This window comes from Arsenophonus endosymbiont of Aleurodicus dispersus (genome assembly GCF_900343015.1).
In the GTDB taxonomy this organism is placed as follows: Bacteria; Pseudomonadota; Gammaproteobacteria; order Enterobacterales; family Enterobacteriaceae; genus Arsenophonus.
In genome coordinates this window covers 60,040-86,594 of sequence record NZ_LR025108.1, presented here as the reverse complement: position 1 = coordinate 86,594, position 26,555 = coordinate 60,040, and the positions used below count along the sequence as shown (strand labels likewise).

Below are 26,555 nucleotides of genomic sequence, written 5' to 3'. Positions count from 1 at the left end.
AGAGTTTAATTCGTTTTAGAGCTTTATCTAATTTACAATTTAGCTAGCCCATATAAATCATGGTATTGCACGATTGGCTCAGGGTGATATCCTCTTATCGATAAGAGCCAATAATACTATCCAGATTTTATAGCTTTATTTATTTGAGAAATATAGATAACCAAAAGTTGAAAAATAGCAATGGGGTTAGAATATAGTTAAATTCTATTCAGGTAAAATCAGTGAGTGAAAAAACATTGATGGTTAGCTTTTAAATAATTAAATAGATAACATTCAGCTTACTGAGCATCTTAGTGAAACTAATTTTTATTGAGGTAAATATTACAACTATAGTGCTATACGGTAGCTAGCAATGCATATAGTATTTATTTTATACCGCTATGCCCTGTTAGAACTGGCTTTGTTGTGCAGGTACAAGATGACCTTTCAGAATCAGGCTAACAGTAGCGACGAACATTAAGACTTCATAACAATCGATGAAGTCTTAATGTTCGTTTAATAATAAAATTTAAGCCAGTTCATATTTAAAATGAAAATAACCTAATTTGTTCTCAGGGTTATGTAACCTGGCTGCCATAATAAATGAGGCACTTTTACATGACTAATGAGAATGAAATCTCTTTTGATGATTTAGGTTTATCAAAACCAATTATTTCTGCACTAAATGACCTTGGTTACGAAAAACCATCCCCAATCCAGCAGCAATGTATACCCTATTTGTTAGGTGGTGCCGATGTATTAGGTATGGCACAAACCGGTAGTGGTAAAACAGCGGCTTTTAGTTTACCGCTATTACATAATATAGATATGAAATTGAAAGCACCTCAAATCTTAGTGTTGGCACCAACGCGTGAGTTAGCAGTCCAAGTTGCTGAAGCCATGGGTGAATTTTCTAAACACATGAGTTTAGTAAATATTGTCGCACTCTATGGTGGTCAGCGTTACAATTACCAGTTACGCTCACTAAGGCAAGGTCCGCAAATTGTAGTAGGAACACCGGGTCGCTTATTAGATCACTTAAAACGTGGTACATTAAATTTATCACATTTATGTGGTTTAGTTATTGATGAAGCTGATGAAATGTTACGTATGGGTTTTATAGAAGACGTTGAAAATATTATTAGTCAGATCCCAACTGAGTATCAAACGGCGCTGTTTTCTGCAACAATGCCAGAAGCTATCCGTCGTATTACCCATCGCTTTATGAAATCCCCAAAAGAGATCAGGATAAAATCTAGTATTAGGACACGTCCAGATATTACCCAAAGTTATTGGTTTGTATATGGTATGTGCAAAAATGAAGCATTGGTTCGTTTTTTGGAGGCTGAAAATTTTGATGCGGCAATTATTTTTGTACGCACTAAAAATGCAACATTAGAGGTTGCTGAAGTACTTGAACGTAGTGGCTATAACAGCTCTGCTCTAAATGGTGATATGAATCAAGATTTACGTGAGCAAACATTAGAGCGTTTAAAAGATGGCCGTCTTGATATATTAATTGCTACTGATGTAGCAGCTCGTGGTCTAGATGTTGAACGTATTAATTTAGTAGTCAATTATGATATACCAATGGATGCCGAGTCTTATGTGCATCGAATTGGTCGTACCGGTCGGGCAGGTAGATCTGGACGTGCTATTTTGTTTGTTGATAATCGTGAACGTCGACTATTACGTAATATTGAGCGTACCATGAAGCAGCCAATTGCAGAAGTTGAGTTACCAAGTTCTGCATTTTTAAGTGCAGCTCGTCAAGCTAAATTTGCTGAAAATATTCAAAAGCAATTAGAAAGCCGTGATTTAGATAAATATCGTGAATTACTGACTAAATTAGTTGTTGATGATAAGCTGGATATGGAAACATTAGCTTCAGCGCTATTAAAAATAGCGCAAAGTGATCGACCATTAATATTGCCACCTGATACTACTGGTTATTCAAAACATAAATTTAATTTACGTGATGAGTTTAGTCGCAGCAATGGTAGTTCGCGTCATGAGCGTCGTTATGTAGGTGATATGGAATTGTATCGTATTGAAGTTGGTCATGCAGATGGCGTTGAAGTTCGCCACATTGTGGGTGCAATTGCTAACGAAGCTGATATTAGTAGTCGTTATATTGGTAATATTAAGTTATTTGCCTCACATTCAACGATAGAGTTACCAAAAGGCATGCCAAATGAGTTACTTAATCATTTAACACGCACACGTATTTTGAATAAGCCAATGCAAATACACCTGTTAGGTGAAGCACAATCATTTAAACGTCGCGGGAATGTTGGACACCGTAATAGTCGTTAATTATGTAGGACGTAGCATTATGAACCTCGTAGTGAGCGTTAACAGCAACGTTGTTGTAGTGAAAAATAGATAGTTATACTATAAGGTATTTATTGCTTAATAAGATTATTAACAACACCGAAATCGTGTGCTTAAGTTAAAAATTTATCATTGTTAACTAATTTAGTTAGATATTTACCTAACCTAAGGCTAGGTAGCGTTCTGCAATAAAGATTAACTAGATATTAATCCTAACTTTGAATAGTAATTGATTGAAATTTGATTTTAGCGTTATTTCATACTTTGTTCGTTTGTGGCCAGCAGGATATAAATGGGGTTGGTTATTGGTATAATATTATTTTTTTGAAATATAAAAATGTACTTATGAAAAGTATTTATTTACAGCATATTCTCAATATATGCAAGATCAAGATATTAACGACAAATATTTAGTTAGCAAAAGTATTCATGGTAAAATTTGATTTTTAATCATCGTATTTGATGTCTTTAACTAATTATTTATCTAAAATAAAACCGAGAAAAATCACTTTTATTAGTGTAATATTTAAAATTGAGATAGACAGGAATGAATATCTGATTAAAAAATCAAGGTAGGCAAGCCTACTGTACATAATAATTCCATTAGTAATCCTAGCGCTAAGGTTAGATTATAGTTTAGGACTTTAACATTAGCATATTCTGATGGAACTAATTGTACTTGAGTTATATAAATAATATTAATTCTAACTTATTCTATAATAATGTTAGATCTAGTATGTATAAAGTTTCTAGAGTAATAAAATTATCATGATTATTATTAAATTTAAATAACTATTGAGTTAATGAATGAATGGTTCAGCCATAAATCAAGATTATGTCTTGAATAGACAACTGATTCTTGTTGTTACTTTGTACTATAAGCATCCTAAATATAATAACTCAAGTTATCCATATCTTTGATCATTTGTTTTTTATTTTAATCACATTTTTAGCGTACTATACGTTGCACTGCACTGTTAGCATAGCCATAGCAAGTGATTACATCAATAAAATTGATAAAATATTATCAAATATAAAACATTGAATTTAAAAAATATTTTTTGTAATGTAACATAAATAATTTTTGTTAATTGTATTGATAATGGTCTATTTTTTTATTTACTAATCTAACATCAATTTTAAATCAACTTTTTTTGTTGATATTAACTCAGTAATGATAAGTAAGTCGTTTTTTATTAACTAAAATATGTAGTTTTAGTTATTTTTGATTGAATTAATATTCAAATTTTGATTATAAAAAATTTTTATTGTAATCATAGCTCTTATTAGTTAACTAACTATGGGAAGGTTATTAATTATATCAACACATAGATAGGGCGATAGTGGCATTAAAATTAGATTAAAAAGTTTAAAACATCTAGAAATTCATCACTGTATTGTGGTGTTGATATAGACTAAAAATTGGGGTTAATAACTTGTGAGGATCTTATTAAACTTAAAGGTATTACACTAGAATAAAATTGTTCTAATAGAAAAGAGAGTGGTTATAAATAAGTAACTGTATTGAATAATAATTTTATGAAGTGAATTTATGGTTAGCTTTATTCAGTTTCTATACTTATTTTTAGTATAGCATTCATAATCATAATAGTCATAAGTTTGCGTATTTAGGTTTTAGTTGTACTAGACAACTGAATAATGGTTTAATAATCGAGTTAAAACTGATTATAATCAAAGTTATCATGAACGCGCTATTATATTTTTTGCTAAAAAAGTGGATTTTTCAATCCATTGGTTATTATTTTAACTAAATTTCCAGATCTGATGTATGCGTATTAAGTTTAGTAAGTTTGTTATTTAACAATACTGCTATTAAAGTTAACTAATCGTTACTTTTTGATTATTAAGTTTTTGTCTTGCTGCTAAATGTGTTGCAAGGCGTTCACGCTATTTTTCAACAACAGCAGCAGGTTATCGGCAAAGCTATAATTTATTTTTATCTACTAAATCGGCTATGAAGATCAAGACTTCAGTGCCATCTATAAGTTTAGTGACTGCAATCGGTGTTGATTGTTGTTCATCTAATATAGTAATAGAATTAAGGCGGGCCATTTCTTGAAGAAAATTCATATTTTCTGTAATACGGAGTTTGATTGAGTGACTAGTACCACGCAGTATCAGATTTAATGGCTTAGCTGGTGAAATATTCATTTCTGTCCGAATGTTACGTATGACAATAATGATTTCTTTTAACCATTTCATATTATAACGTGCTTCTTCATCAACTTTGTTTGGATCAAAGATTGGAAAAGGCTGTAACATAATAGTGTCTTGTTGGATGCCTTTAACTACTTTCACTCGCTGCCAAATCATCTCGGTAATAAATGGAATAATAGGATGCGCTAGCCGTAATAAGCATTCTAATATTTGAATCAAGGTATAACGTGTCGCACGAATTTCTGCTTCGTTTCCTTTATAGATAGCTGGTTTAGATAGTTCTAAATACCAATTGCAGAATTGGTTCCAGGTAAATTCATACAAAATATTCGCAGCTATATCAAAACGATAAGTATCCAGCGCTTCACGGTACAATTCTATCGTTTGATTAAATTCAACCATGATCCAGCGATCAGCTAGTGATAAAGTAATTTCTCCACCATGCTGACCACAATCTTGTCCTTCAGTATTTATCAATACATAACGACTGGCATTCCAAAGTTTATTACAAAAATTGCGATAACCAGTAAGGCGTTTCATATCCCAATTAATGTCTCGCCCGGTCGATGCTAATGCGGCGAGCGTAAAGCGTAAAGCGTCGGTACCATGCGCTTTAATGCCGTGTGGATATTTTTTACGGGTATGCTTAGCAATTTTTTTTGCTAATTGGGGTTGCATCATATTGCTAGTACGTTTTGTTATTAAATCTTCCAGCGTTATCCCATTTATTAAATCAAGCGGATCTATAACATTACCTTTAGATTTTGACATTTTTTGTCCTTCTTCATCACGTACCAGGCCTGTCATATAGACCGTTTTAAAAGGAATTTGACCTTGGCCATTTTCATCTTTGATAAAATACATTGTTAGCATGATCATGCGTGCTATCCAGAAAAAGATAATATCAAAACCACTAACCAACACATCCGTTGGATGGAATTTTTTTAACTCCTCGCTATTTTCTGGCCAGCCTAAGGTTGAAAAGGTCCACAGACCAGAAGAGAACCAAGTATCTAATACATCTTCATCCTGATGTAGGCTAATATCAGCACTAAGATTATTCTCTCGACGAACTTCTTCTTCGTCATGTCCTACATAGACATTACCGTCTTTATCATACCAGACTGGTATTCTATGCCCCCACCATAATTGTCGTGAAATACACCAATCTTGAATATTCTTCATCCAGGAAAAATACATATTATCATACTGTTTAGGAACAAACTTAATACGACCATCTTTTACTGCGGCAATAGCTTTTTCAGCTAATGGTAGTGTACGAACATACCATTGATCTGTAAGCATGGGTTCAGTAACAACGTCGCTACGATCGCTATAAGGAATGGTCAGCTGATGCGGTTTTGTGGATACTAATAATCCTAGTTTTTCTAATTCACTGACTATTGCTTTTCTAGCAATAAAACGCTCTATTCCCTGATAGGATGCAGGGATGGTCGTTGTATAAATATTGCTAGGGTTGCCTGCGCTGTCGAATACTTCAGCCTGCTTGCGGATATGGCCATTGAAATCTAAAATATTGATCATAGGCAACATGTGACGTTTTCCTACTTCATAGTCATTAAAATCGTGCGCCGGTGTTATCTTAACACAGCCGGTGCCTTTTCCCATATCGGCGTATTCATCACCGACGATAGGAATACGACGATTAACCAATGGCAGTAAAATTTGTTTGCCGATTAAATCCTTATATCGCTGATCTGCTGGATTGACTGCTACACCAGTATCACCCAGCATGGTTTCTGGTCTAGTAGTAGCAACAACCAGATAATCTTGTCCTGTTGATGTTTTTACCTTATCTGCCAGATAATAACGTAAATACCACATCAAACCGTTAACTTCTCGATTTTCAACTTCTAAATCTGAAATAGCCGTATGTAACTTAGGATCCCAGTTAACTAATCTTTTACCGCGATAAATAAGATCATCTTGATATAAACTAATAAATGCTTCTGTTACTGCTTTAGATAGTCCATCATCCATGGTAAAGCGTTCACGTTGCCAATCAATAGAATCACCTAGTCGGCGCATTTGCTGAGAAATATTCCGTCTAGATTCTGCTTGCCATTGCCAAATTTTTTCAATAAACTCTTCTCTGCCATAGTCATGGCGAGTTTTATTCTCTTCTGCAGCAATTTTGCGCTCAACAACTATCTGAGTGGCGATACCAGCGTGATCGGTGCCACTTTGCCACAGGGTATTTTTCCCTTGCATGCGTTGATATCGAATTAAGGTATCCATTATGGTTTGCTGAAAAGCATGTCCCATATGCAGATTACCTGTAATATTAGGCGGTGGGATAACAATACAAAAATTCTGTTTGCCATTATTACCTTGTGGTGCAAGATAGCCTTTTTTTTCCCAGTTTACATATAAATGTTGTTCAATTGCAGCTGGTTGATAAGTTTTATCAAGTAATGGCTTAGATTGAATTTGATTTGATTGTTTCTTTTTCATCTTTCTTTGTTATTTATTAAGTTATTTGGTATCTGCTATGACTAAATTAAAATTAATACTGCGATAAGTTTTGTATCGTTACCGTGCTAATTTTTTTTATATCATTATATTGATTGTAAATTTATTAATATATATCTTTATGAGCTCCACAGTTTTGTTGTCCAGCAAAACTCAACCGGTGCTCCATATCGAGTGCCTTCACCGGCTAAATTATGCGGTATAAATTGATAAGTTTTTATTTTATAAAGTATTTCATCTAATTTTTTGGCTTGTATTTGATTCTCACAAGCAATTAAATCACCCATCTGCCATTTTTCTGCTGTTAGCTGATAGGTGAACCATTCATTACTTTCAAGTTCTGCTTGTAAAGATGGTTGTGCTATTAAATAGCAAGTTTCATCGCATTACTTTTATAGAAAAAGGTCTTGCTGATAAAAGTCTATTATCAATTCATGCTTATATTTGTAACAGCTTATATAAGCATGAATTAATATAAATTTAGCAAGGACCACTACCAGGTGGTCTGTTGCTTCTTTTACTTTTCCTAATTGCTATTATTGTAATATTTAAATGTGCTAAGTAATATTTAGTAGCAAAATTTTCTATAAAACTACTATTGGTAATTATACCACCTGTATGGTCGGTCTTCTATATTGACTGGCAATATTAGCAAAATTGTATTATAACTGTTTAGATAACGTTTTATAGGTCTATGCCATATTTTATTGCTCGCTTACTTAGTTAAGAAGTTATTTTTATATTATATTAATCCACCAACTATAGTGCAATAATATAGGCTCCATTTAAAGTTGCAATATCAATTACTACATCAAAATATACAATTTATATATAAGTTAATGTTTCACAAAGGACTAATCTTCACATGGTTGTTTAAATATCATTGTTGAGCAATAAATCAAACAGTTGCAGCAACAAACATATTATATTTTATTTCATCCATACTATCGGATGATTTAATATAACTCTTACCATAGTAAAAATTTAAGGCTTTACCTACATAATTAATTTTATTTTTAGATCTTTATTTCTTTAATTGATATAATATATATTTTTAGTTTTGGCTAAAACTTCTAAATATAAGCTCATAGCTAGTTTTTCATCTGTTCTTTTCCTGCTTGTGAAGCTAAATAAGCGGCATTGCCTGGCTTGCTGCATATTAATCTGACCCCACTTTACTTTTTATGGCATGATCCAGTTGTTTGTTTAAATATACTTGCTATGCTGTTTCTCTGGGCTACCAGTTTTTACACTAAATTACATTTATTTTACTTAATTAATACTATTACTAAAATTAATGAACAGTATAAATTTACCCTATGAAATAGATGCTTTATGTTAAACTAACGACAGTTAAATGAAGTATCAGCATTTTTACAAAAATATAAAATTACGGTTAGTAAAAGTGCACAAGAAAAAGTGGTTTATAAAAGTAAAAAGTACTTGCCGAGTATAGCTATTACGATAATATTAATTATTTTAATCAGAACATCTTGAGATGTTGCAATTATTATTTGCTAATGCTTGACTTTAATTAACGAAAATTGAAAAGTGAGATTAATTTTAGGTATTGATCATTGGTTTTAGCATTGTTAATGCTCTTGTAGATCTAAGTTACCCTAGTTAATAATCGTAGACAGAGGACGAAGAAACCCTCTATCATAATATTTTTTATGATAAAACCCAATATATGAATAAAGATTAATTTAGTATAAGAGCATGTATTAAAATTTTTATTATTTAATAAAAACATAAATATATTATTGTATTTTAATTAATAAAATATATTCACCAATTTTCAGCGTCTAAAAGATGCCTTTAGTAAGTAATATGTATTATTACTTTTTATCTTAATTAAAACTATAGGAGATTATATTAGGCAATTAAACATACCAAGTGCCTGTAATTAATAAAAAATATCAATAACAATGAAACACCAACTTTAAAATTTAGTAAAAGTAATAATATATCAAAAGATATTCATTACTAGTTTGGTTACCTAGCGTATAATAAGTTAACAATAGCTGCAAACATATCTATGATTAACATAGTTATATTGTGCTTTTAATTTCCAACCTTAGGTTATTCTGCATTTGATAATAACTTATATCCACAGTTATATATTATTATTCTGATGAATAGTAGCTTTATATTTAGTTGAGTTATATCATTAATTATAGTTAATAATCGCCAATTAATTTAAATAATTACTAAAGTTATTCAGATAGTTTTTATCCTTAGCTAAGTTACTGATACTAAATTAAACACAATAAATTACCTTGATTATCTCTAAATCCGATGTACAAGCTAAAATAATAAAGTTTGGCTTGTAAGTAATGATACTATTAATTTGCTCATTTTAGTCTACTGTTAATTAAAATTAAACACAGTAGCAACTTACTATCAGGTTTACCTAACCTGAAAATTTTTGATTTAAATTATTGATAATTTTTTTATCTGTGCTCTGTCTAAACAGAGCGATGATTATAATCAACAAATAATAAGCCAGGCTAAAAATAGGCGGCAAAAATAATTTTTGTGGCATAATTATAAAAAGAAAAAATATTTAACTGAGTAAAAGTCAATAGTTCTTACTAAAAGATCAAAAAGATATCTATTGGATTAGCCTTAATTTAATTGTTTGTTATTAATGGAACCGGTTATTGAGCAGCTGCTGTTTAATTTAGTAGCTAAAATTAACCTATAACAGCAAAGCAAAATTTGCGGAAGTTATATAAATTTAGCAACATGAAATTTACTAGTCATTAATAAAATTACATAATACTAGAAATAGGTAATGAAATAATCTACTTCTCGCAAGAAAAAGTGTGGAATAGATGATGAAACCTATTTTTATATATAAATATATTGCTATTAGTAACTAGTAGCAAATGTAGTGCATCACTGAACTGAAAGAAAACTTGGTAAAAATTCTACCACTATAGTTTGTCGTATTAGCTGACAAATTTTGGCCCTATCATATAATAGCTTTTTAAGTACTTAACGCTATTTGTGAATAATAACATTTGCGCTTGTTGAAACTACAAGTATAATAACATCGTTTTTCATAATTATTCTTCAATGCCGAAGTGGCGAAATTGGTAGACGTAGTTGATTCAAAATCAACCACCTTCTGGTGTGCCGGTTCGAGTCCGGCCTTCGGCACCATAAAGTATTTGGTTTTGGGTTTTTTATAATTTAGTCTTATCAAGGAAGGTGCCTACTGATCTAGTTTAATTTATATTAAACTATGTGTTAGTATAGTTTGTGCTTTAATAAAATTTATATATTCATTGGGGTGTGAAGTTAATAAAGGATAATGTCTATTTAGATTAGTGCGATTAAATAAATTATATAGTTTAATTATTATTGTTAAACACATATTATATGTTATTTCATTGTAGAGCAATGTTAGCTGATTACATTGCAGCTCTAATTAACCGGTAATATTATAAAATGACATTTCATGTCACCTTTTAATATAGCTCAAAGGTAGTGTTTCATCTTTATAATAAATGAAATATTAAATTAATAAATATTATTTTTTGTTAATTTTTATTTCAGGTGGATTTATGTTCCATTAATTTTACTAAATTTAAAATTTACCCCCAAGAAGTAATTTCATCATTATTATTAAAATAATATATTTGCCAATATTAGGAATAATAATTAGCAAAATGAATAAAACGTTACTATATATTTTTTATGAAAATGGTATATTGTTGTAAAATTTAGTTACTTGTTATCTGTGATTTCAATTAGAATAAAATATTAACTAGAAACTTATAAAATGATGTGGAAAAAGTATCCTTTTAAGTTTCCATAAAAAAATATTTTTCAAATTACTACTTAATTAAATAAGTGTAAATAGAGTAAATTAAAAATATAATTTTTGCTTAATAATATTTGAGTTGGCTATTGATGAAATCAAATTAGGTTCAATGGAATATTTAAATATATTAAGCAGCATCTAAAAATATTTTTACTTATATAAAAAAATTAATAGCATAACTAGAATAGTTGATACTAATAACTTACTAATTGCTAAACGTTAAAATTAAAGTTATATATCAAGATACTTTAATGTAGTTTACGAAAAAAAGATAGTTATTATTTTAAACTTTTATCGTTATTTATATTAGCTGATAATGTTATTAAAGTAATGGTTCATTTAAACCACTACGTCTTTCTGTTGATGTCATTAATGCTTTAGTAAAAATATCAAGATCAGCATAAATTGTTAGCTTATTTTTTGCTCTAGTAATTGCCGTATAAATAAGTTCTTTACTAAGAATAGTGGTAAAAATTGGTGGTAAAACTAATGCAGCATGATCAAATTTAGATCCTTGGGATTTATGTACTGTCATAATAAAAGTAGTTTCATGCTGAGGTAAACGAGTAGGTTGTATTTTTTTTATTACCCCATTAGGCAACTTAAAATAAGCTTTTAAATTTTGTTGATTATCTGGTAACATAAGACCAATATCACCATTAAATAAACCAAGAGTACGATCATTTTGGGTAATCATGATTGGACGACCTTTATAGTTTTTATTCCAGCTATATGCAGGCCGTCTAATATTTTCTTGACGATGTAAAAGCTGTTCTAGCTTATAATTTAACCCTATAACACCGTATGGTCCTTCCCTTAAAGGAGCTAATAAACGATAACGGTTAAAGTTAATCAATATCTCTTCAGGATCTTTACTAATTGTTATTATATTTAGATAGCAACGGTAGCATTCAGCAGCATCAAAAAGTAATTTGCTATATTTTTCAGACCAATCCATTGAATTAAAATTAATATCCACGTTTTGCTGTGCTAATAGTTGTTCAACATGGACAATATTGCCTTGGTTGATTGCAGTAGCAAGTCGCCCAATTCCTGATTGGGCATCAAAACGATAACTCTTTCGTAAGAAGCAAATTCTATCTTTAACCTTTGGTCCATTATTTGATATAAAATTAGATAAGTCATAACCTGTTATTTTAGTGAGTTGCGCTGCTCTTTCACAACTATATCCAGATTCTGAAAAACGACAAATATCGCCTATATCGCCTAGAACAGCACCAGCTTCAACAGAAGCTAATTGATCTTTATCACCTAGCAAAATTACACGTGCATGACTAGGTAGAGCTTCAATTAATCTTGCCATCATAGGAAGATCAATCATAGATGCGTCATCAATTATTACAACTTCTAACAAGAGTGGATTATCTTTGTGATAACGTAATAACTGGCTATTGGGTTGAGCGCCTAATAATCGATGCACAGTCTGAGCTTGTTTTGGCATAACCGTATACTCATCGGCAGATAAATTCAGGTTTAATAATGCATTACTTAATGATTCTGTTAATTGAGCAGCAGCTTTTCCTGTTGGTGCAGCTAGCTGAATGATTAATTTTTTATCACTTAATTGTACTAAAGTAGCTAATAAACGTGCTACTGTTGTGGTTTTACCTGTACCTGGTCCACCAGAAATAATAGAAATCCTACTTGTTACTGCAACTGCAACAGCTATTTTTTGCTAATCTTTTGTTTTTGAATACGCAAAAAAACGTGTTAAAATAGTCTCTAAACGTTGTTCATCAACGTCTTCTAATAAATTTTGAGAAAAAAAGTCATCTACTAATTCTTCATCCGCCCACATCCTATGAAAATAAAGTTTGTTATCTGATAAAACTAATGGTTTTGCTACTGATTGCGTTGCATCACAAACTGCATCACATTGTTTAAGCTCAGTATAAATCCTTCTAATATCCGGTGCTCCTGCCATTTCCCAAAGCATAAAGGCAATTTCAGTTTTTCTACCTTCAAATAAATAGGCTGGTTGAAGTTTATTAATAAATAAGCAAACATGTCCTGCTCTAGTTTCAGCGCTTAATATTGCAAATATTAATAATAATAATGGGTTTTCATCATTAGCTAAACGAATTGCAAGCTGTATATCTAAACAAATAAATAAATTAAGCTCCGCTGCTTGCTTTAGTAAAGTTATCATTATTCCTATTCCTGATCTCTATTAGTTGCATTAAATAACTCATCTAGGCTCTTAATAAACGCATAAGTTGGAATAGTATGATAAATACCATAACCAGGATTATTGGCATCAATACCACGTAAAAAAAGGTAGATAACACCACCAAAATGTTTTTGATAATTATAATTAGGTAACCGATTTCGTAAATAACGATGTATAGCTAATGTATAAAGATGATACTGTAAATCATATCTATGATCAATTATAGAATTCTGTATTGCCTCTTGGCTATATGCTAGACTATTTTCTCCTAACCAATTTGATTTATAATCAAGCAAATAAAATCTATCTTGCCAGCAAAAAACTAAATCAATATAACCTTTTAAAACTCCAGTTATTGGCACAAAACTAAGTGGTGGGCAACGTTGAGATAAAATATCATATTTATGTGCTAGCTTGTCTAATGCAGAAGGTGATAATAATTTTTTTATTGGTAAATAAAATGGCATTTCATTTAAATGCAACTCAGGATTGATCTTTAACAAGCTTAAATTATCTTTAAGTAAAGGAGTGTTAAAAATATTTATTAGCCACATTTTAAGCACAAGTGCCCAATCAGCAGAAAAACCTGATTGTTCTAATTTTTCAGCTAACCAGGACTCTTGTAGATATTTATTAAATGGCAGTAATTCTAACAGGGAATGCAAAAAAGTTCCTGCTTTAGCACCCTTAGGAAAGGTGTGAACACTTCTATCTGCTATTTCACCTTGAATTAATAAGCTGTCACTTTGCGCATCATAGTCTATTTTAGGTACCAAAGCTTGTATAGAAATATTGATATTTTTATCACTAGCAGTAACCTTATCAGATAATGAATCTATATCATATAATCCTGAATAGCTAGTAACCCGCCAGGTATTTTGTATTTTACCGGTAAAATTTCTAGCCAATAACTTCATTGGTTTATTGTCTTTAGGATACCAAGGAGATAAGTGAATATCATTAATGGTTGTAATACTAATATTTTCACTTACTAATGTGTCTAAAGCATTACGTAATAAAGTAGCATTACCTGGTTGTCCATTTTGTAATAAGTAACCTAATGCGCTTTTATGTAAATCAGTGTCACCACTGAGCCTATTCAGCCGACCTTTAACTAAAGGGGCAATACCAACACTACAATGATAAATTGAGCGAGTTAGTGCAACATATAATAGCCGCAAATCTTCAGCTAAAGATTCTTCATTAGCTAGCTTAATGCTTTCTTCATTTTTCCTTAGATCAAGGCATATTTTAAAATTATTACGATCATGAAAAGTAGCTAATTTTTGCTTCGATAATTGACATGCAAAAGGTAACCAAACAATAGGATATTCTAAACCTTTAGATTTATGAATTGTACTAATACTAACTACGTGACTATCACTCTCTAAACGTATTTGTTGATTTTCTACCGAAGGATCTGGTTGTTCGATTTTTTTAGCTAACCAGTTGACTAAAGCATGCTCACTTTCAAGTTGTAATTCAGCTTCTTGCAACAATTCACTAATATGCATCACATCCATCAAGCGCCTTTCACCATCTATATTATCCATTAGTAGGTTTTCAGCAATCTTATGGTGAATCATAATAGCCCGTAATGCAGGCAAAATACCATGTCGTTGCCAAATCAATAAATAATTGACAAACTCTTCAACCCGTATTTCCCACTGATTTTCATCCTGATTTAATTGCTCAATATCTTGCGCAGTTAGCCCGATTAAACGAGTAGCCAATGCACAACGCATCGTGCGCTCCTTTTCAGGTGATAGCACAGCTTGTAATAACCATAATAGATCTCGTGCTTCATCAGTATTAAAAACGCTTTCTTGATTAGAAAGAAAAACTGAAGAAATATTAAATTTACTTAATGTTTCTCGTATTATAACTGCTTCGTGATGGCTTCTGACTAATACCATAATATCCGCCGTTTTTACCGGTCTGGTTACATCATCTCGATATAGCCAGGTTTTTCCATTTTCGCTCTCTTTAAGCCAATCACAAATCTGATGAGCACACTGGTAAGCCATAGTTTGTTGATAATCTAAGATTGAAACAGTTTCTTTGTCTAAATAATAAAAATTTAAAGCTGATAATGTTGCTTTTTTATGAACAAATGCTAAATGCTGATTTGAATTTGAATAGGCTGATTTCACTGTCTTAAACGGTATTTGCTCGAATAAAAACGGGTTTTTTGCTAGACTAAATAATTGATTTACAGCCGCAACCATATTTGGTGAAGAACGCCAATTAATATCAAGAGTATAATGTGATTCAATCTGATTTTTAGCTTGAAGATAAGTAAAAATATCCGCTCCACGAAAAGCATAAATAGCTTGTTTAGGATCGCCAATAAATAGTAAGCCATAATTATTACTTCCTTGATAAATCCGTTGAAAAATTCGATATTGTTGCGGATCAGTATCTTGAAATTCATCAACCATAACAACGGGGTAACGATGGCGGATAGTGTTAGCTAATCGTTCTCCACTTTCTGCATGTAATGCCTTATCTAAATTACTTAATAAATCATCAAATCCAATCTCTCCACGTTGTTTTTTTTCCTTAGCAATTGTTTGGCGAACATCAATAATAGCTTTTGAAATAATAAGATCACGTAATGTAAGTGATTGTCGTAATAAATTATCAATAGCAAGAAAAACCTCATGTTGAGGTACACTACCTGTTGATGTTTTATCTATCAGTTCAGATTGGCAAAAACGTGCTAATTCTTTAGGTATTTTATAATCTACTGTTACTGACTGAGCCCAACTAGTGACTGTTGCTAACCAACTAGGTAAATTATGTCGACTATAACTACGTTTATTAATAGCGGAATTAGTAATTAAATCAATAAATATTTCTGAATTTAAAAGCCACAATGCTTTTACTTTTTTTATAGTTTTAATTGTCTTTGATGACGTTGTTTTATTGATTGAGCTTCAATGTTTTGGTTAATAAAAGTAGGAATATCACCCTGTAAATAAGGCTTTATTTCCGCTAAAAGTGCATCTGGATCACTCCATTCGTTAACAATAACTTTTGATATAGAATAATCCAGTGGATAGCAGTTGCAGCGCCAAAAATCAGCACATACCTGTTTTTGTAAGGTATGTTCATTTTTTATTATTGATGGCTCAAATAGCATGCCTGACTCAAAAGCATTATGTACCAACATACGTTGACAGAAGCCATGAATAGTATAAATAGCCGCCTCATCCATTTGCCGCTCAGCATCAAGTAACAATTTAGCAGCTACTTCTTTATCTGAAAGATAAGATAGTAAGTTTCTAAATATTGAATTTTCATCAAAACCAATACCATCTCTAATACAAGCCATTCTCATCTGAGAAATATTCTTGCTAATACGCGATCTTAGCTCATCACTTGCCACTTCGGTAAAAGTGACTACTAAAATTTCTTTAACACTTAATGGGCGAAAAAATGCATTTTTTCGCCCAATACCTAATAACAATCGCAAATAGAGTAAAGCTATCGTATAAGTTTTTCCTGTTCCTGCTGAAGCTTCTATTAATCTCTGGCCATAGAGAGGCAAATAATAAGGATCTAGCTGGTAAGTTTGTATTTTTTTATTACTCACTTAGCATCTACCTCAATGATTAAAATCTTTTGTAATTTAGACTCAACTGGATAAGTTATCCAAATTTAAATCTTTAGTAATAATTTGTTAAGTTAAAGTTAAATCTGTTTGTTACAAAAAAACAGTCACATAAAAAGTTAATAAATATTGCTGTATAACTTTTTCGAAACTTTTATTAATTTTTTCTACCATCAAAAATAAAATTATTGTGTATAAATTTAGATCAGATTATGAAAATGGTTATGCTAATGTATTATCGGTACTATTTGCTTGATGTTAAAAATTAACTTGATGTTATTTATCAATAACAATAATATCCCCTACAATTTTAATCTTTATTCTCTCAATAAAGGTTAAAAGCTTTGCTTTTTAACCAATAAAAATCGTTTGTAAAGCTGCTTTATTATCAATAATGATGGTACTTTAAGATGTAATTTGCCGTTATTATTTTTAGAGTTTTTAAGTATTGTCCTGGTTCAAAATAAAGCATTTTTGTTAAACTTGATTTATTCTGTATTGCTAACTTAAGGGCTGAGGTTATTAGTAACTTCAAGCTATTGTCTTGTCCAACTTATTTTGCTGAAATGGTAAAGATAAGAAATATACTTTAGGTGTTGAGTATAATCACTAATTTGCAATTGCCACTTTAAATTTTAAAACATAACCAATGCAATAGTGATATTATGATAGTTCATCAGGTATTATAAACCAAATTATAGCAGAATCGTAAGTTAATTCTGTTAAATAAATACTTATTATTTTAGTAGATAAAAAAGATTAGTAATGTAGTTAGCATTAAGCCCATGTGTAATGGGCACATTTATCTTACCCAAAATAACATCTTTATTTTGAATGAAACTAAAAATTTTAGCATCAATTTTAGCTAATTGACTCAGTGAGTACTTACCATACAAAATATATATTAGCTAAGTAATAATGATAATAAAAATACTTGGGCTCAGTTTTTAAATTACTATCCGGTTTATCACTTAATACTTTTAAATAGCTACCTAAACAACTTAAATTATGTATGATTAAGCGTTTCAGAACGCACTTATCATAGTTGCAATTTTATCGTGGTCACGTGGTATTATTAATACTGTATTGATAGTATTATGTTCTAGATCTGTATTTTAGTAATAACTTAGCTAATGTATTTTTTTATGCAGATCTTTATTTTTTAAAGCAGTATTTAACACTTATCATTAATAAGCATTAAGATTAGAAGAAGTACTAATATTATAATCATTTTTTTACAAAAATTCTGATATTGGAGATAGTATTGATAATTAATATCAGGTGTTAAAGTTTTTATGTAAAACTAATTTATTGGGTAATACTTTTGAGATATGAGCGATACAATCCTATCATTAGTTTTATTGCCTGATACCCTTTAGTATCTTTTCTATTTTATTTATCTTATCAGGCAAAAAACTAGCTAATTTTGCCTAGTTAAGCTTGCTGTACTAAATAGTAATAAGAGCATTACTATCATATTGTTAATAATAACTCTTGTAATTTTAAGCATCTATACCATCCTTTTATTTTTTATGAAAATAGCCATTGGCAATAAATAAGTAAGTGCCTTTTTTTTTATTGTTTCAAGCAAATTATTATCTATTTTACTGAAAGCTCGACTAATATAGCTATCTTTCATCTCACCAGGATGATTATATGTACCTTGTAAAGATTGGATAAGTTGTATTTTGGCTTTTTGCCAAATAGCCTCAGAATTAAAATCAAATTGATTACTTTTTTTGTTATAGCATGACATTAATAAATTCCAGCCACTTTTTAACAAAAGTGGTAATGGTGAATTCATCCCCTCTTGATAACCATTAATAAGTTGTTGTAAGTATACTTTTGCATGATATTTATCTACTGGATTAAAACACCATTCACTATTATTTATTCCCCAAAAGTAACTTGTACCAGATTTAATAGTTAAACAAAAAATTAAATGTTCTATCCAGAGTGATAAACCATCATTAATCGTTAAATTTGCAGGACGATAACGAATAATTCCGTTTTGCTTAATATTTCTTAATTGTCCGGATAAACGAACATTATTAAAAGGTTCAACGAATTGTTTATTAAAATATTCATGATAATTTATCTTTATTTTATCAGCTAAAGGTTGCAGATCTTGGATTTGTTTTTCCCAATAAATTTGACCGAAATGTTCTGCTGGTAAGCCACCTGTTGCCCGCAAAGTAATTAACAGCTCTTCCAATGACTGTTTATAAATCAAAGCATTAAGTAAGCGTTCATTAAATTTATATTGTTGTAAATTATTTACAATAAAAGGCTCATTCTCTGGTAATTGAACTTCTTCATTTAAAAAAATAACTTTTAATCTTTTTTGAAAAAAAGCACGTATTGGATGTCGATAAAAAAACATTAACTGCTCTAATGATATTTCATTGTTATGTTCAATTAGCGGCATTAAAAGAGTACAGAATTCAGGTTGTAGATTGCCTTTTTTTCTGGCTGCTGATAACCATTCACTAGCATAACTCTGATGAATACTATTAGGTAAATAATTTTCTTTTGCAAAAGGGACTCGGGTGTGTTTAGTAACTAAATGTTCTTTTACTCTATCAGCGCTTAAATCAATATTTAAATGTTCATCACCCTCTAAACAAAAACTTTGGCTAATATAATCCAGTAATTCATTCACCAGAACTGAGGGATTATGTACTTGATTGTTACGCATAGCATGCCCAATATAGCTAAGATAAAATATTTTAGAAGCTGAATTTAAAGCCTCTAAAAATAGATAAATATCATCATCGCGACGTTTTCTGTCACCACGTTGTGGCTGTTCAGCGATTAAATCAAACCATAGTGGTGGTATTGAACGTGGATATATCCGATCGTTCATACCTAATAAACACACAACTTTAAAAGGAATAGAACGCATAGGTATTAGAGTACAAAAATTAATTGCACCAGCAAGGAAACGTTGACTAATTTTTTCATCATCAAAACATGTTGATAACTCATCACGAATAAGCGATATGGGAACCACATCTTCATATTTTACTACTATTCCAGTTTCAATGGTTTTTTGCCATTGCTGGAGTATAAATATGAATATTGCTTCAATGTGTTCATCAGGTTCAAAAAAAGTATCTAACAGACATTTACATAACGGCAACCATTCTGCTAATTTTCTTTCTTGATTAAGTTTATTTCTCCAACTGGCCAATGAATCAATAAATGCGGCAAGGAGGCCGGCTAATTGAGCGGACAAGCCTGTACATTCATCATAAGGTAAAATTTTATTCCAAGTTCCTACATTACTATCCATAGCATAACCAAGCAGCATTCTATTTAAACCAAAAGCCCAGGTATTTTGCCCTGTTACTGGTAATTTAAGTATTGTGATAGTTTGATCATCAAGCCCCCAACGAATACCTGATTCTTTAATCCATCGACGCAATAAAATTAATTCCTCATTGTCGATAGAAAATCGTCGAGCCAATGCAGGTACTTCTAATAAAGCTAATACTTGCTCTGTAGTAAAGCGGCTTTTAGGTAAATCAAGTAATGAAATAAAAGCTTGCAAAATAGGGTGTATCTGCCTGACTTTTCGATCTGAAATAGAAAAAGGTAGCCTACGTTCTGGTGATACATGACTAAACACCGCTTGTATATAAGGTGTATAACTGTCGATATCAGCCACCATTATAATTATATCTTTGGGCGTTAGATTAGGGTTTTCTTCAAATAGCTGTAATAAATAATCTTGTAATACTTCTACTTCACGTAGTGGGCTATGGCATGAATGAAATGTCAATGATTTATCTTGTTTTCTTAATTGTCTTTTTAAAAAACTATTATTATAATTTTTTTCGTTTAACCCAAATTGGGCATGATCTTCTAAATCTAAAATATCTTGTTGAATTTGGTGTAACAAACAATCGCGTGTTAAATCTACAAAGGCAGCAACTTCATTAGATTGATCTAGCTCAGATAAAAAATATAGGTTATCTCTTCCTAATTTTCCCCAAGAAGCTAATAATGGATTAGTCAGAAATTGTTCACCTTGTTGATTAAATAAAGTATAAATTGAACTTTGTTCCTTGAAACGCTTAATTTCATTTTTATCTCGATAATTTTTTAACTTACGTCGTTCAAGTTTTGCTAAAGAAGCGTAGCTCTGAATATCCCCCCAATAATAACGACATGGATTGGTAAACATTAAATGAATATCTATATGCTGGCCAAGGGCATTTAATGTCTGTAAATAAACCGGTGGTAATGCGGAAATACCACAGACAAATACACGCTTTGGTAAGCTAATATATGAAGGTATATTTGTATGCAAATTTTTTATAAATTGCTGATAGACGTTTGCCAGATGCCATTTTGGTTGATTAAGCTTTTCCGTATACTCTATCAACTCTAACCAAAGAAGTTTTTGCCATTGCTGATTATCACTTAATCCCTCAATTAGTTGTTTTTTGCGCCAGCTTTCTAACCATTGGGGACGGTAAACTAAATATTGTTCAAATAGATCTGCAATACGAGCTGATAACTGATACAACTTACGTTTACCGGTATCCTCATTTAGATATTGTCTAAGAGGTTTAAATTCAGGTTTGTATAGCAATGAAGGTAAAATTGTCATTAATTTCCAAGCTATTGCCCGTTTAGTAAAAGCACTCTCTTGTGGAATATCAGCCAAAACCCGAGTAAACATATTCCAAATAAAAGTTTCCGGGAGCGGAAAAGAAATATTAGCAATAATTCCTAAACTTTGCGCCAGCTCTATTTGTAGCCATTGAGACATACCTTGACTTTGAACCAAAATAATTTCTTGTTCAAACGGATGGTTTAAAGGATTATTGTTGATCAAACTAGAAATAAGTTCTTTGTGGATATCTAATTGATTAGAATGATAAATCTGTAGCATAAGCTCTTTCCTATTACCTTGATGTAGCAGTTAATTGGTTATCAGGTATCTTAAATATAACTAATCCCTGCTTACAATTATTTGTAATAATCACGTATCAATATGATAAATCAATATTTTTAATAATATAATTTGTTGTATCCGCATTGATAGAATTAATACCAAGTATTGCCTCTTAACTTTCAAAAAAATTATGCATCAAGCGAAATTGTCGTTTTTTTTGCTATGTAATAGGGAAGACAGCTATGAGCTTATGATAACATAACAGCTGAAATAGCAAATAACGGATAATATAACTTAGGTTGTTGCCATTCTAGATTGCCTATTAGGTTTATAATTTTTTATTGATAATAAATTCGTTCTTTGTGGAATTTTTTCTTAACCTAAGGTTTATATTTCCCCTATCCTAATGCCACCTAAGATTTTTCAAAAAAGCAAGTAATTTTTAATTTATCAATATCTTTAATAGATTCTCATAATGATAATCTAATATTATTAATTTTAATAAACTCATAGTAATAATCATTATTATTGCCATTAATAAAATTATTTTTTGTTTATAATTTTGTTTTACGTTAATACTAACAACAGCAATTAAATCTGTTATGGCAATATAAATGATAATTTAAAGCAGGGTGAACCACTATTGGTACATATATTTTACCATATGTAGCACACAAGTAATAAATCCGATTTATTGTTATGTGTTGAGGTGAGGATATAAATCATCAAATGATGATATAAAGATAGAACTCTCAAATTTTAATGTTTTTAGCATTTATTTTTTTACTAATTAAACCATAATATTAATTAAAATAGGAATAATATGGTAGTTACCTTTTTTCATGTTAATAATAACAGTCACCAATAAAAGTCTTTATACTTTATACAGCAAAGGGAGATTTAATTGTATCATGATATTTATCACCGATGACTTCAAAATCATTACACTCTGGTTACAATATCTTTAAATATTAGGGTTCATGCGTAACTGAAAGAATCAAGAGCTGGCTTAAACTTAATATCACGTATAAGTGAAAGCTTATTTTCATAAAAATGAGCATTCATAGTTGGCATTCCATGTATTATAGCCAATATATTGAAATGGTTCAGTGTAAGAATAACCTATTAGATAACCTAATCATTCCGCAATAGTTGCTTTATAAAAATTTTTACTAGTAGTAATTAAAGTAAATTGGTTATTTTATCTTCAATATCAGGATTACACCTGTGCGTTTATTTTCTACCCAATTATTACTCGCTTATAATTTATTATTTATTTAATAGTATAAGTCAAAAACTAGATTAAAATATGTTGCTACTTATTATTTTATGCCTTATTAATAATTAAATTTTTTACAAAATATCGATTGTTTTTATATATTAAGATCATAATAAAAATACCAATAATGATCATAGGAATTGACAAAATTTGTCCTATACTTATACCAGTTAATAGCCCTAACTGCGCATCTGGTTGACGGAAAAATTCAACAAAAATACGAAAAACGCCATAACTAATCAAAAATAATCCTGATACACTGCCAATTGGGCGGGGTTTACGAATAAATAAATTCAAAATAATAAATAAAATAATCCCTTCAAAAAACATCTCATAAAGTTGGGAGGGATGTCGTGGTAATACACCATACTGCTCTAAAATAGGTAATAAAGAATGTTCTTGACTAACAATCTGAATATCTTCTACCCAAGAGTTTGGGAATAACATTGCCCATGGGATGTCTAATATTACACGTCCCCAAAGTTCTCCATTAATAAAATTACCAATTCGTCCCATGCCTAATCCAAATGGAATCAATGGCGCAATAAAATCGGCAACTTGGAAAAAGTGGCGTCTAGTCCTACATGCATACCACCACATAGTGCATATCACACCAATTAACCCACCATGAAAGGACATTCCTCCATTCCAAACTTTAAATAGATACAAAGGATTGCTCAGTAAGGTTGGCAAGTTATAAAATAAAACATAACCTAAACGTCCACCAATAAAGACACCTAAGAACCCAATATAAAGGAGATTTTCAACTTCATTTTTAGTCCAACCGCTATTTAATTTTTCTGCTCTCCGCTTTGCCAACCATAGAGCGAAAATAAATCCCAGTAAATACATTAAACCATACCAATGAAGGGTTACTGGACTAATTGAGAATATAACAGGATCTATGTTAGGAAACATAATATAATGATTATTCATAGTTTTTATTTTTTAATATAGTATTGATTAAATTCATTAATAAATCTATTTAACGCGTATTTTAGCAAGTAAATATTTTCAAAACCCAAACAAGAGTAGCTTTAACTACTCTTACTTATTTGAAAAAATTATCTATTAAAAATAGATTAACCTACTTTCACTAAATTTATTTAGCTAAGCAGGTATGGCCATTATTTTATGTCATTGCACTATTTTGTAGTAACATAACCATCGGCTCAAATTCTTTCATAACTCTGCGATAAATATCTCTTTTAAAAGAAACCACCTGGTGAACAGGATACCAATAATTCACCCAACGCCAACTATCAAATTCAGGCGTTTTACTTATTTGCACATTAATATTATGTTCATTACATACCAATTGTAATAAAAACCACCGTTGCTTTTGCCCAATACAAATTGGTTTAGTGTCCCAACGCACCAAATGTTTTGGTAATTTGTAACTTAACCATTTTCTGGTAGATGCTAATATTTTAGCATCTTTACTATCTAACCCTACTTCTTCGAATAATTCCCGATACATAGCTTGTTCTGGAGATTCTTCAGGATTAATTCCCCCTTGAGGAAACTGCCATGAATGTTGCCCATAGCGACGAGCCCATAATACCTGGCCTTGCTGATTACAAATTACCATTCCTACATTCGGGCGGTAGCCATTATTGTCAACCATCGACTACCTCGTTAAAATTTTTAAAGATAGCTCATTGTTTTATACTAATCTATATGGGAAACTATTAATATAGTATTTACTATGCAATTTAAATTTAATTATATAGTAGAACTCAGTATTGAATAATATGGGGAAAAAATCTATCTTAACTGTTTACACCTGTGATGCTTTTATTCCTAGTTAAGGCCTACAATGATGGGGTATTGATTTTAAAATTACCTTAGAATAGAAGGGTAAAATAGCCCAGCTTATATTGGCCTCTGACTTGATATTATCTTAAATGAGAAGAAAAATAATTATGCTATGGTACTAGTTTATAACTATCTTTAAGTTGAAGATAGCTGCTTAATAAGTAACTAGCGAGCAGCTTAAACTAGCTCAAAAATTGATGCTGTAATAAATGCATCAATTACTTAAAATAGTAACTATATAAAATTTATTAGGTACTCATTTATTTGCATTTTATCTGCGCTGGTAAGTCTGTTTTACAACAGGTAAAACAGGCACAAACTAGGATAGTTAAACTTATTCCTATTACTAGTCACCACTCACCAACTACGTGTTGATTTATTTTTACTAGGTAATCCTATTATATTTTATGCTGTTTTAAAAGCGCCACTAGTACTTCACGTGTATAATTACATGCTGAATAACTTTATATTACTCACCTAATTTATAGATCACCGATTTACTTCATTTATAAAGTATATTTTTATCAATCTGGAACATTTATTTAATAATGTTTAAAACTATATTACATGCTTTTTTGTTTTCTTTAAAGGGCCTAATATTTGAAATATGTTTACAACAATAGTTTCTGATTGCTATTTTTAGCATTTATTTTATCTTAATCTTGATATTCTTATACTATATCATATGCATGATCAATAATTAAATCTATGATTAGATCTCCAATCTCAGTATCAAATATGATACTCAACTCCTCATGAGGATATTATACAAATTATTCTACTCTATGCCTAATAACCTGAATAAATAAGCTGATAGTTTTATACAGATAAAAGCTATTCAATACGTTAATTATTTCACTTTTTACTATACGATCATATAGATGAAGGAAATATATAGAGCATCAACCCATCGTGAAAGGTAATCTAAATAATCTACTCATCTATATATTGATTATACTAAAGTTAGTTATTCAAAATATTTTACCTATTACCCTAAAAATCAGGTTTGGTTATGCCGATTAAACGCATAAACAATTTAAGATTTTTTTCTATTTACCTAATAGCAAATCTTAAAAAAAAAGCTGTACTAAAATTAGACCTTAATTATCATAAATATGATTTTGGTAATCTGAAAATTTATGCATAATTATCACTTATAATCCGTGATTGGGCTAATAATATTGATGCCACGCGGTTACATATCGCGCCTGAACCTACCATTAGTAAATGGTTAGGCTAGTGTTAATATAAGGGTGATGATAACTGATTATAATCAGAATATATCTGCTAACTTGGATGATAGCCAGTTGAAAAAACAAGTTACTCGTATATTCCCCTCAGTAACTTATGATGCAAAAGTTGGTTTCGAACGTGACCTGCTCTGCTGATAAATAGTAATTATATATAAACGTTAGAACCTATAATTCAATATCTTTATGTGTATTATAGCGACCAATAAGTACAGGCTGACTGACTACAACAATTATATTCTATATAGTCGATTAGATCTGATAGTATCGCTTCAGCTAACTAACTTACGACAATAGGTATTGATGATAAATAATTAACTGAACGGTTTAATTTTTATGTTGGACACAAATCCTCTTTTAAGAGGATCCAAATTGAAAATTATAATTTACCTATTGAGGATAAAAGTAATCCTGGACCATTATTATGGTCTGGTGATACTTATTTACGCTTAACGGATAACTTGGGACTGCGTGCTGACTTCAGTATAATAGATGGCTTGTTGATATCACCAAGGGGAATGTTTTGACAGAATATAGCATGGATTCGGATCGTTTAATTCAAATAAATTATAATTTCTGGTGCTTTGCTAGCTATTACTATCATGAGCTGAAAGAAAACCAACCAGCAAGTAGATTAGTTACAGTATAGTACTTATGGTCAATTAATATAGGCTATAAT

The 26,555-nt window shown here is 30.6% G+C and carries 7 protein-coding genes, 1 tRNA gene and 3 pseudogenes; 4 read left to right on the top strand and 7 right to left on the bottom strand.

Going from position 1 to position 26,555, the window contains the following annotated elements; all coding sequences use genetic code 11:
* Nucleotides 1-545: 545 nt before the first annotated feature.
* Both WBAF_RS02720 and WBAF_RS00270 read left to right on the top strand, forming a co-directional pair.
* The gene (locus tag WBAF_RS02720) at nucleotides 546-605 is read left to right on the top strand and encodes a hypothetical protein (protein WP_501162081.1); all 60 of its coding nucleotides are present in this window, start codon (nucleotides 546-548) and stop codon (nucleotides 603-605) included.
* Entirely contained in the window at nucleotides 598-2,295 is a 1,698-nt protein-coding gene (locus tag WBAF_RS00270; protein WP_121463114.1) for a DEAD/DEAH family ATP-dependent RNA helicase, read from the top strand. The genes WBAF_RS02720 and WBAF_RS00270 overlap by 8 nt, the downstream gene beginning before the upstream one ends.
* 1,974 nt (nucleotides 2,296-4,269) lie before the next feature.
* On the opposite strand, the pseudogene WBAF_RS00265 reads toward WBAF_RS00270, so the two are convergent.
* Together WBAF_RS00265 and WBAF_RS02460 are read right to left on the bottom strand one after the other, a co-directional pair.
* Nucleotides 4,270-6,966: pseudogene (locus WBAF_RS00265) on the bottom strand (valine--tRNA ligase); the annotation flags it as partial.
* A gap of 137 nt (nucleotides 6,967-7,103) precedes the next feature.
* Complete coding sequence (locus WBAF_RS02460; protein WP_241962858.1) at nucleotides 7,104-7,271, bottom strand: DNA polymerase III subunit chi; 168 nt, start codon at nucleotides 7,269-7,271, stop codon at nucleotides 7,104-7,106.
* Nucleotides 7,272-10,067: 2,796 nt separating this feature from the next.
* On the opposite strand from WBAF_RS02460, the gene WBAF_RS00255 reads away from it, so the two are divergent.
* A tRNA-Leu gene (locus WBAF_RS00255) sits at nucleotides 10,068-10,152 on the top strand.
* Nucleotides 10,153-11,138: 986 nt separating this feature from the next.
* Here WBAF_RS00255 and recD read toward each other — a convergent pair.
* From recD to rppH, 5 genes and pseudogenes are all read right to left on the bottom strand, one after another.
* Nucleotides 11,139-12,986 (bottom strand): annotated as a pseudogene (recD, locus tag WBAF_RS00250) (exodeoxyribonuclease V subunit alpha).
* Between the two features lie 5 nt (nucleotides 12,987-12,991).
* A pseudogene (recB, locus tag WBAF_RS00245) lies at nucleotides 12,992-16,605 on the bottom strand (exodeoxyribonuclease V subunit beta).
* 1,528 nt (nucleotides 16,606-18,133) lie between these two features.
* The gene (gene recC, locus WBAF_RS00240; protein WP_121463113.1) at nucleotides 18,134-21,526 is read right to left on the bottom strand and encodes an exodeoxyribonuclease V subunit gamma; all 3,393 of its coding nucleotides are present in this window, start codon (nucleotides 21,524-21,526) and stop codon (nucleotides 18,134-18,136) included.
* A 1,330-nt stretch (nucleotides 21,527-22,856) separates the two neighbouring features.
* Nucleotides 22,857-23,744 (bottom strand): prolipoprotein diacylglyceryl transferase, encoded by an 888-nt coding sequence (lgt, locus tag WBAF_RS00235; protein ID WP_121463112.1) that lies wholly within the window; start codon nucleotides 23,742-23,744, stop codon nucleotides 22,857-22,859.
* Nucleotides 23,745-23,940: 196 nt separating this feature from the next.
* Nucleotides 23,941-24,435, bottom strand: a complete 495-nt coding sequence (rppH, locus tag WBAF_RS00230; protein ID WP_121463111.1) for an RNA pyrophosphohydrolase — start codon at nucleotides 24,433-24,435, stop codon at nucleotides 23,941-23,943.
* A gap of 1,447 nt (nucleotides 24,436-25,882) precedes the next feature.
* Between rppH and WBAF_RS02540 the strand changes: the two genes are divergently transcribed.
* On the top strand, nucleotides 25,883-26,014 hold the full coding sequence (locus WBAF_RS02540) for a hypothetical protein (protein ID WP_256388161.1): 132 nt from the start codon (nucleotides 25,883-25,885) through the stop codon (nucleotides 26,012-26,014).
* Nucleotides 26,015-26,555: the final 541 nt, after the last annotated feature.

Coding starts and splice junctions, on each gene's coding strand:
- WBAF_RS02540 (WP_256388161.1), top strand. CDS start 25,883: ATGATAACTGATTATAATCAGAATATATCTGCTAACTTGGATGATAGC.
- lgt (WP_121463112.1), bottom strand. CDS start 23,744: ATGAATAATCATTATATTATGTTTCCTAACATAGATCCTGTTATATTC.
- recC (WP_121463113.1), bottom strand. CDS start 21,526: ATGCTACAGATTTATCATTCTAATCAATTAGATATCCACAAAGAACTT.
- WBAF_RS00270 (WP_121463114.1), top strand. CDS start 598: ATGACTAATGAGAATGAAATCTCTTTTGATGATTTAGGTTTATCAAAA.
- WBAF_RS02460 (WP_241962858.1), bottom strand. CDS start 7,271: ATGGGTGATTTAATTGCTTGTGAGAATCAAATACAAGCCAAAAAATTA.
- rppH (WP_121463111.1), bottom strand. CDS start 24,435: ATGGTTGACAATAATGGCTACCGCCCGAATGTAGGAATGGTAATTTGT.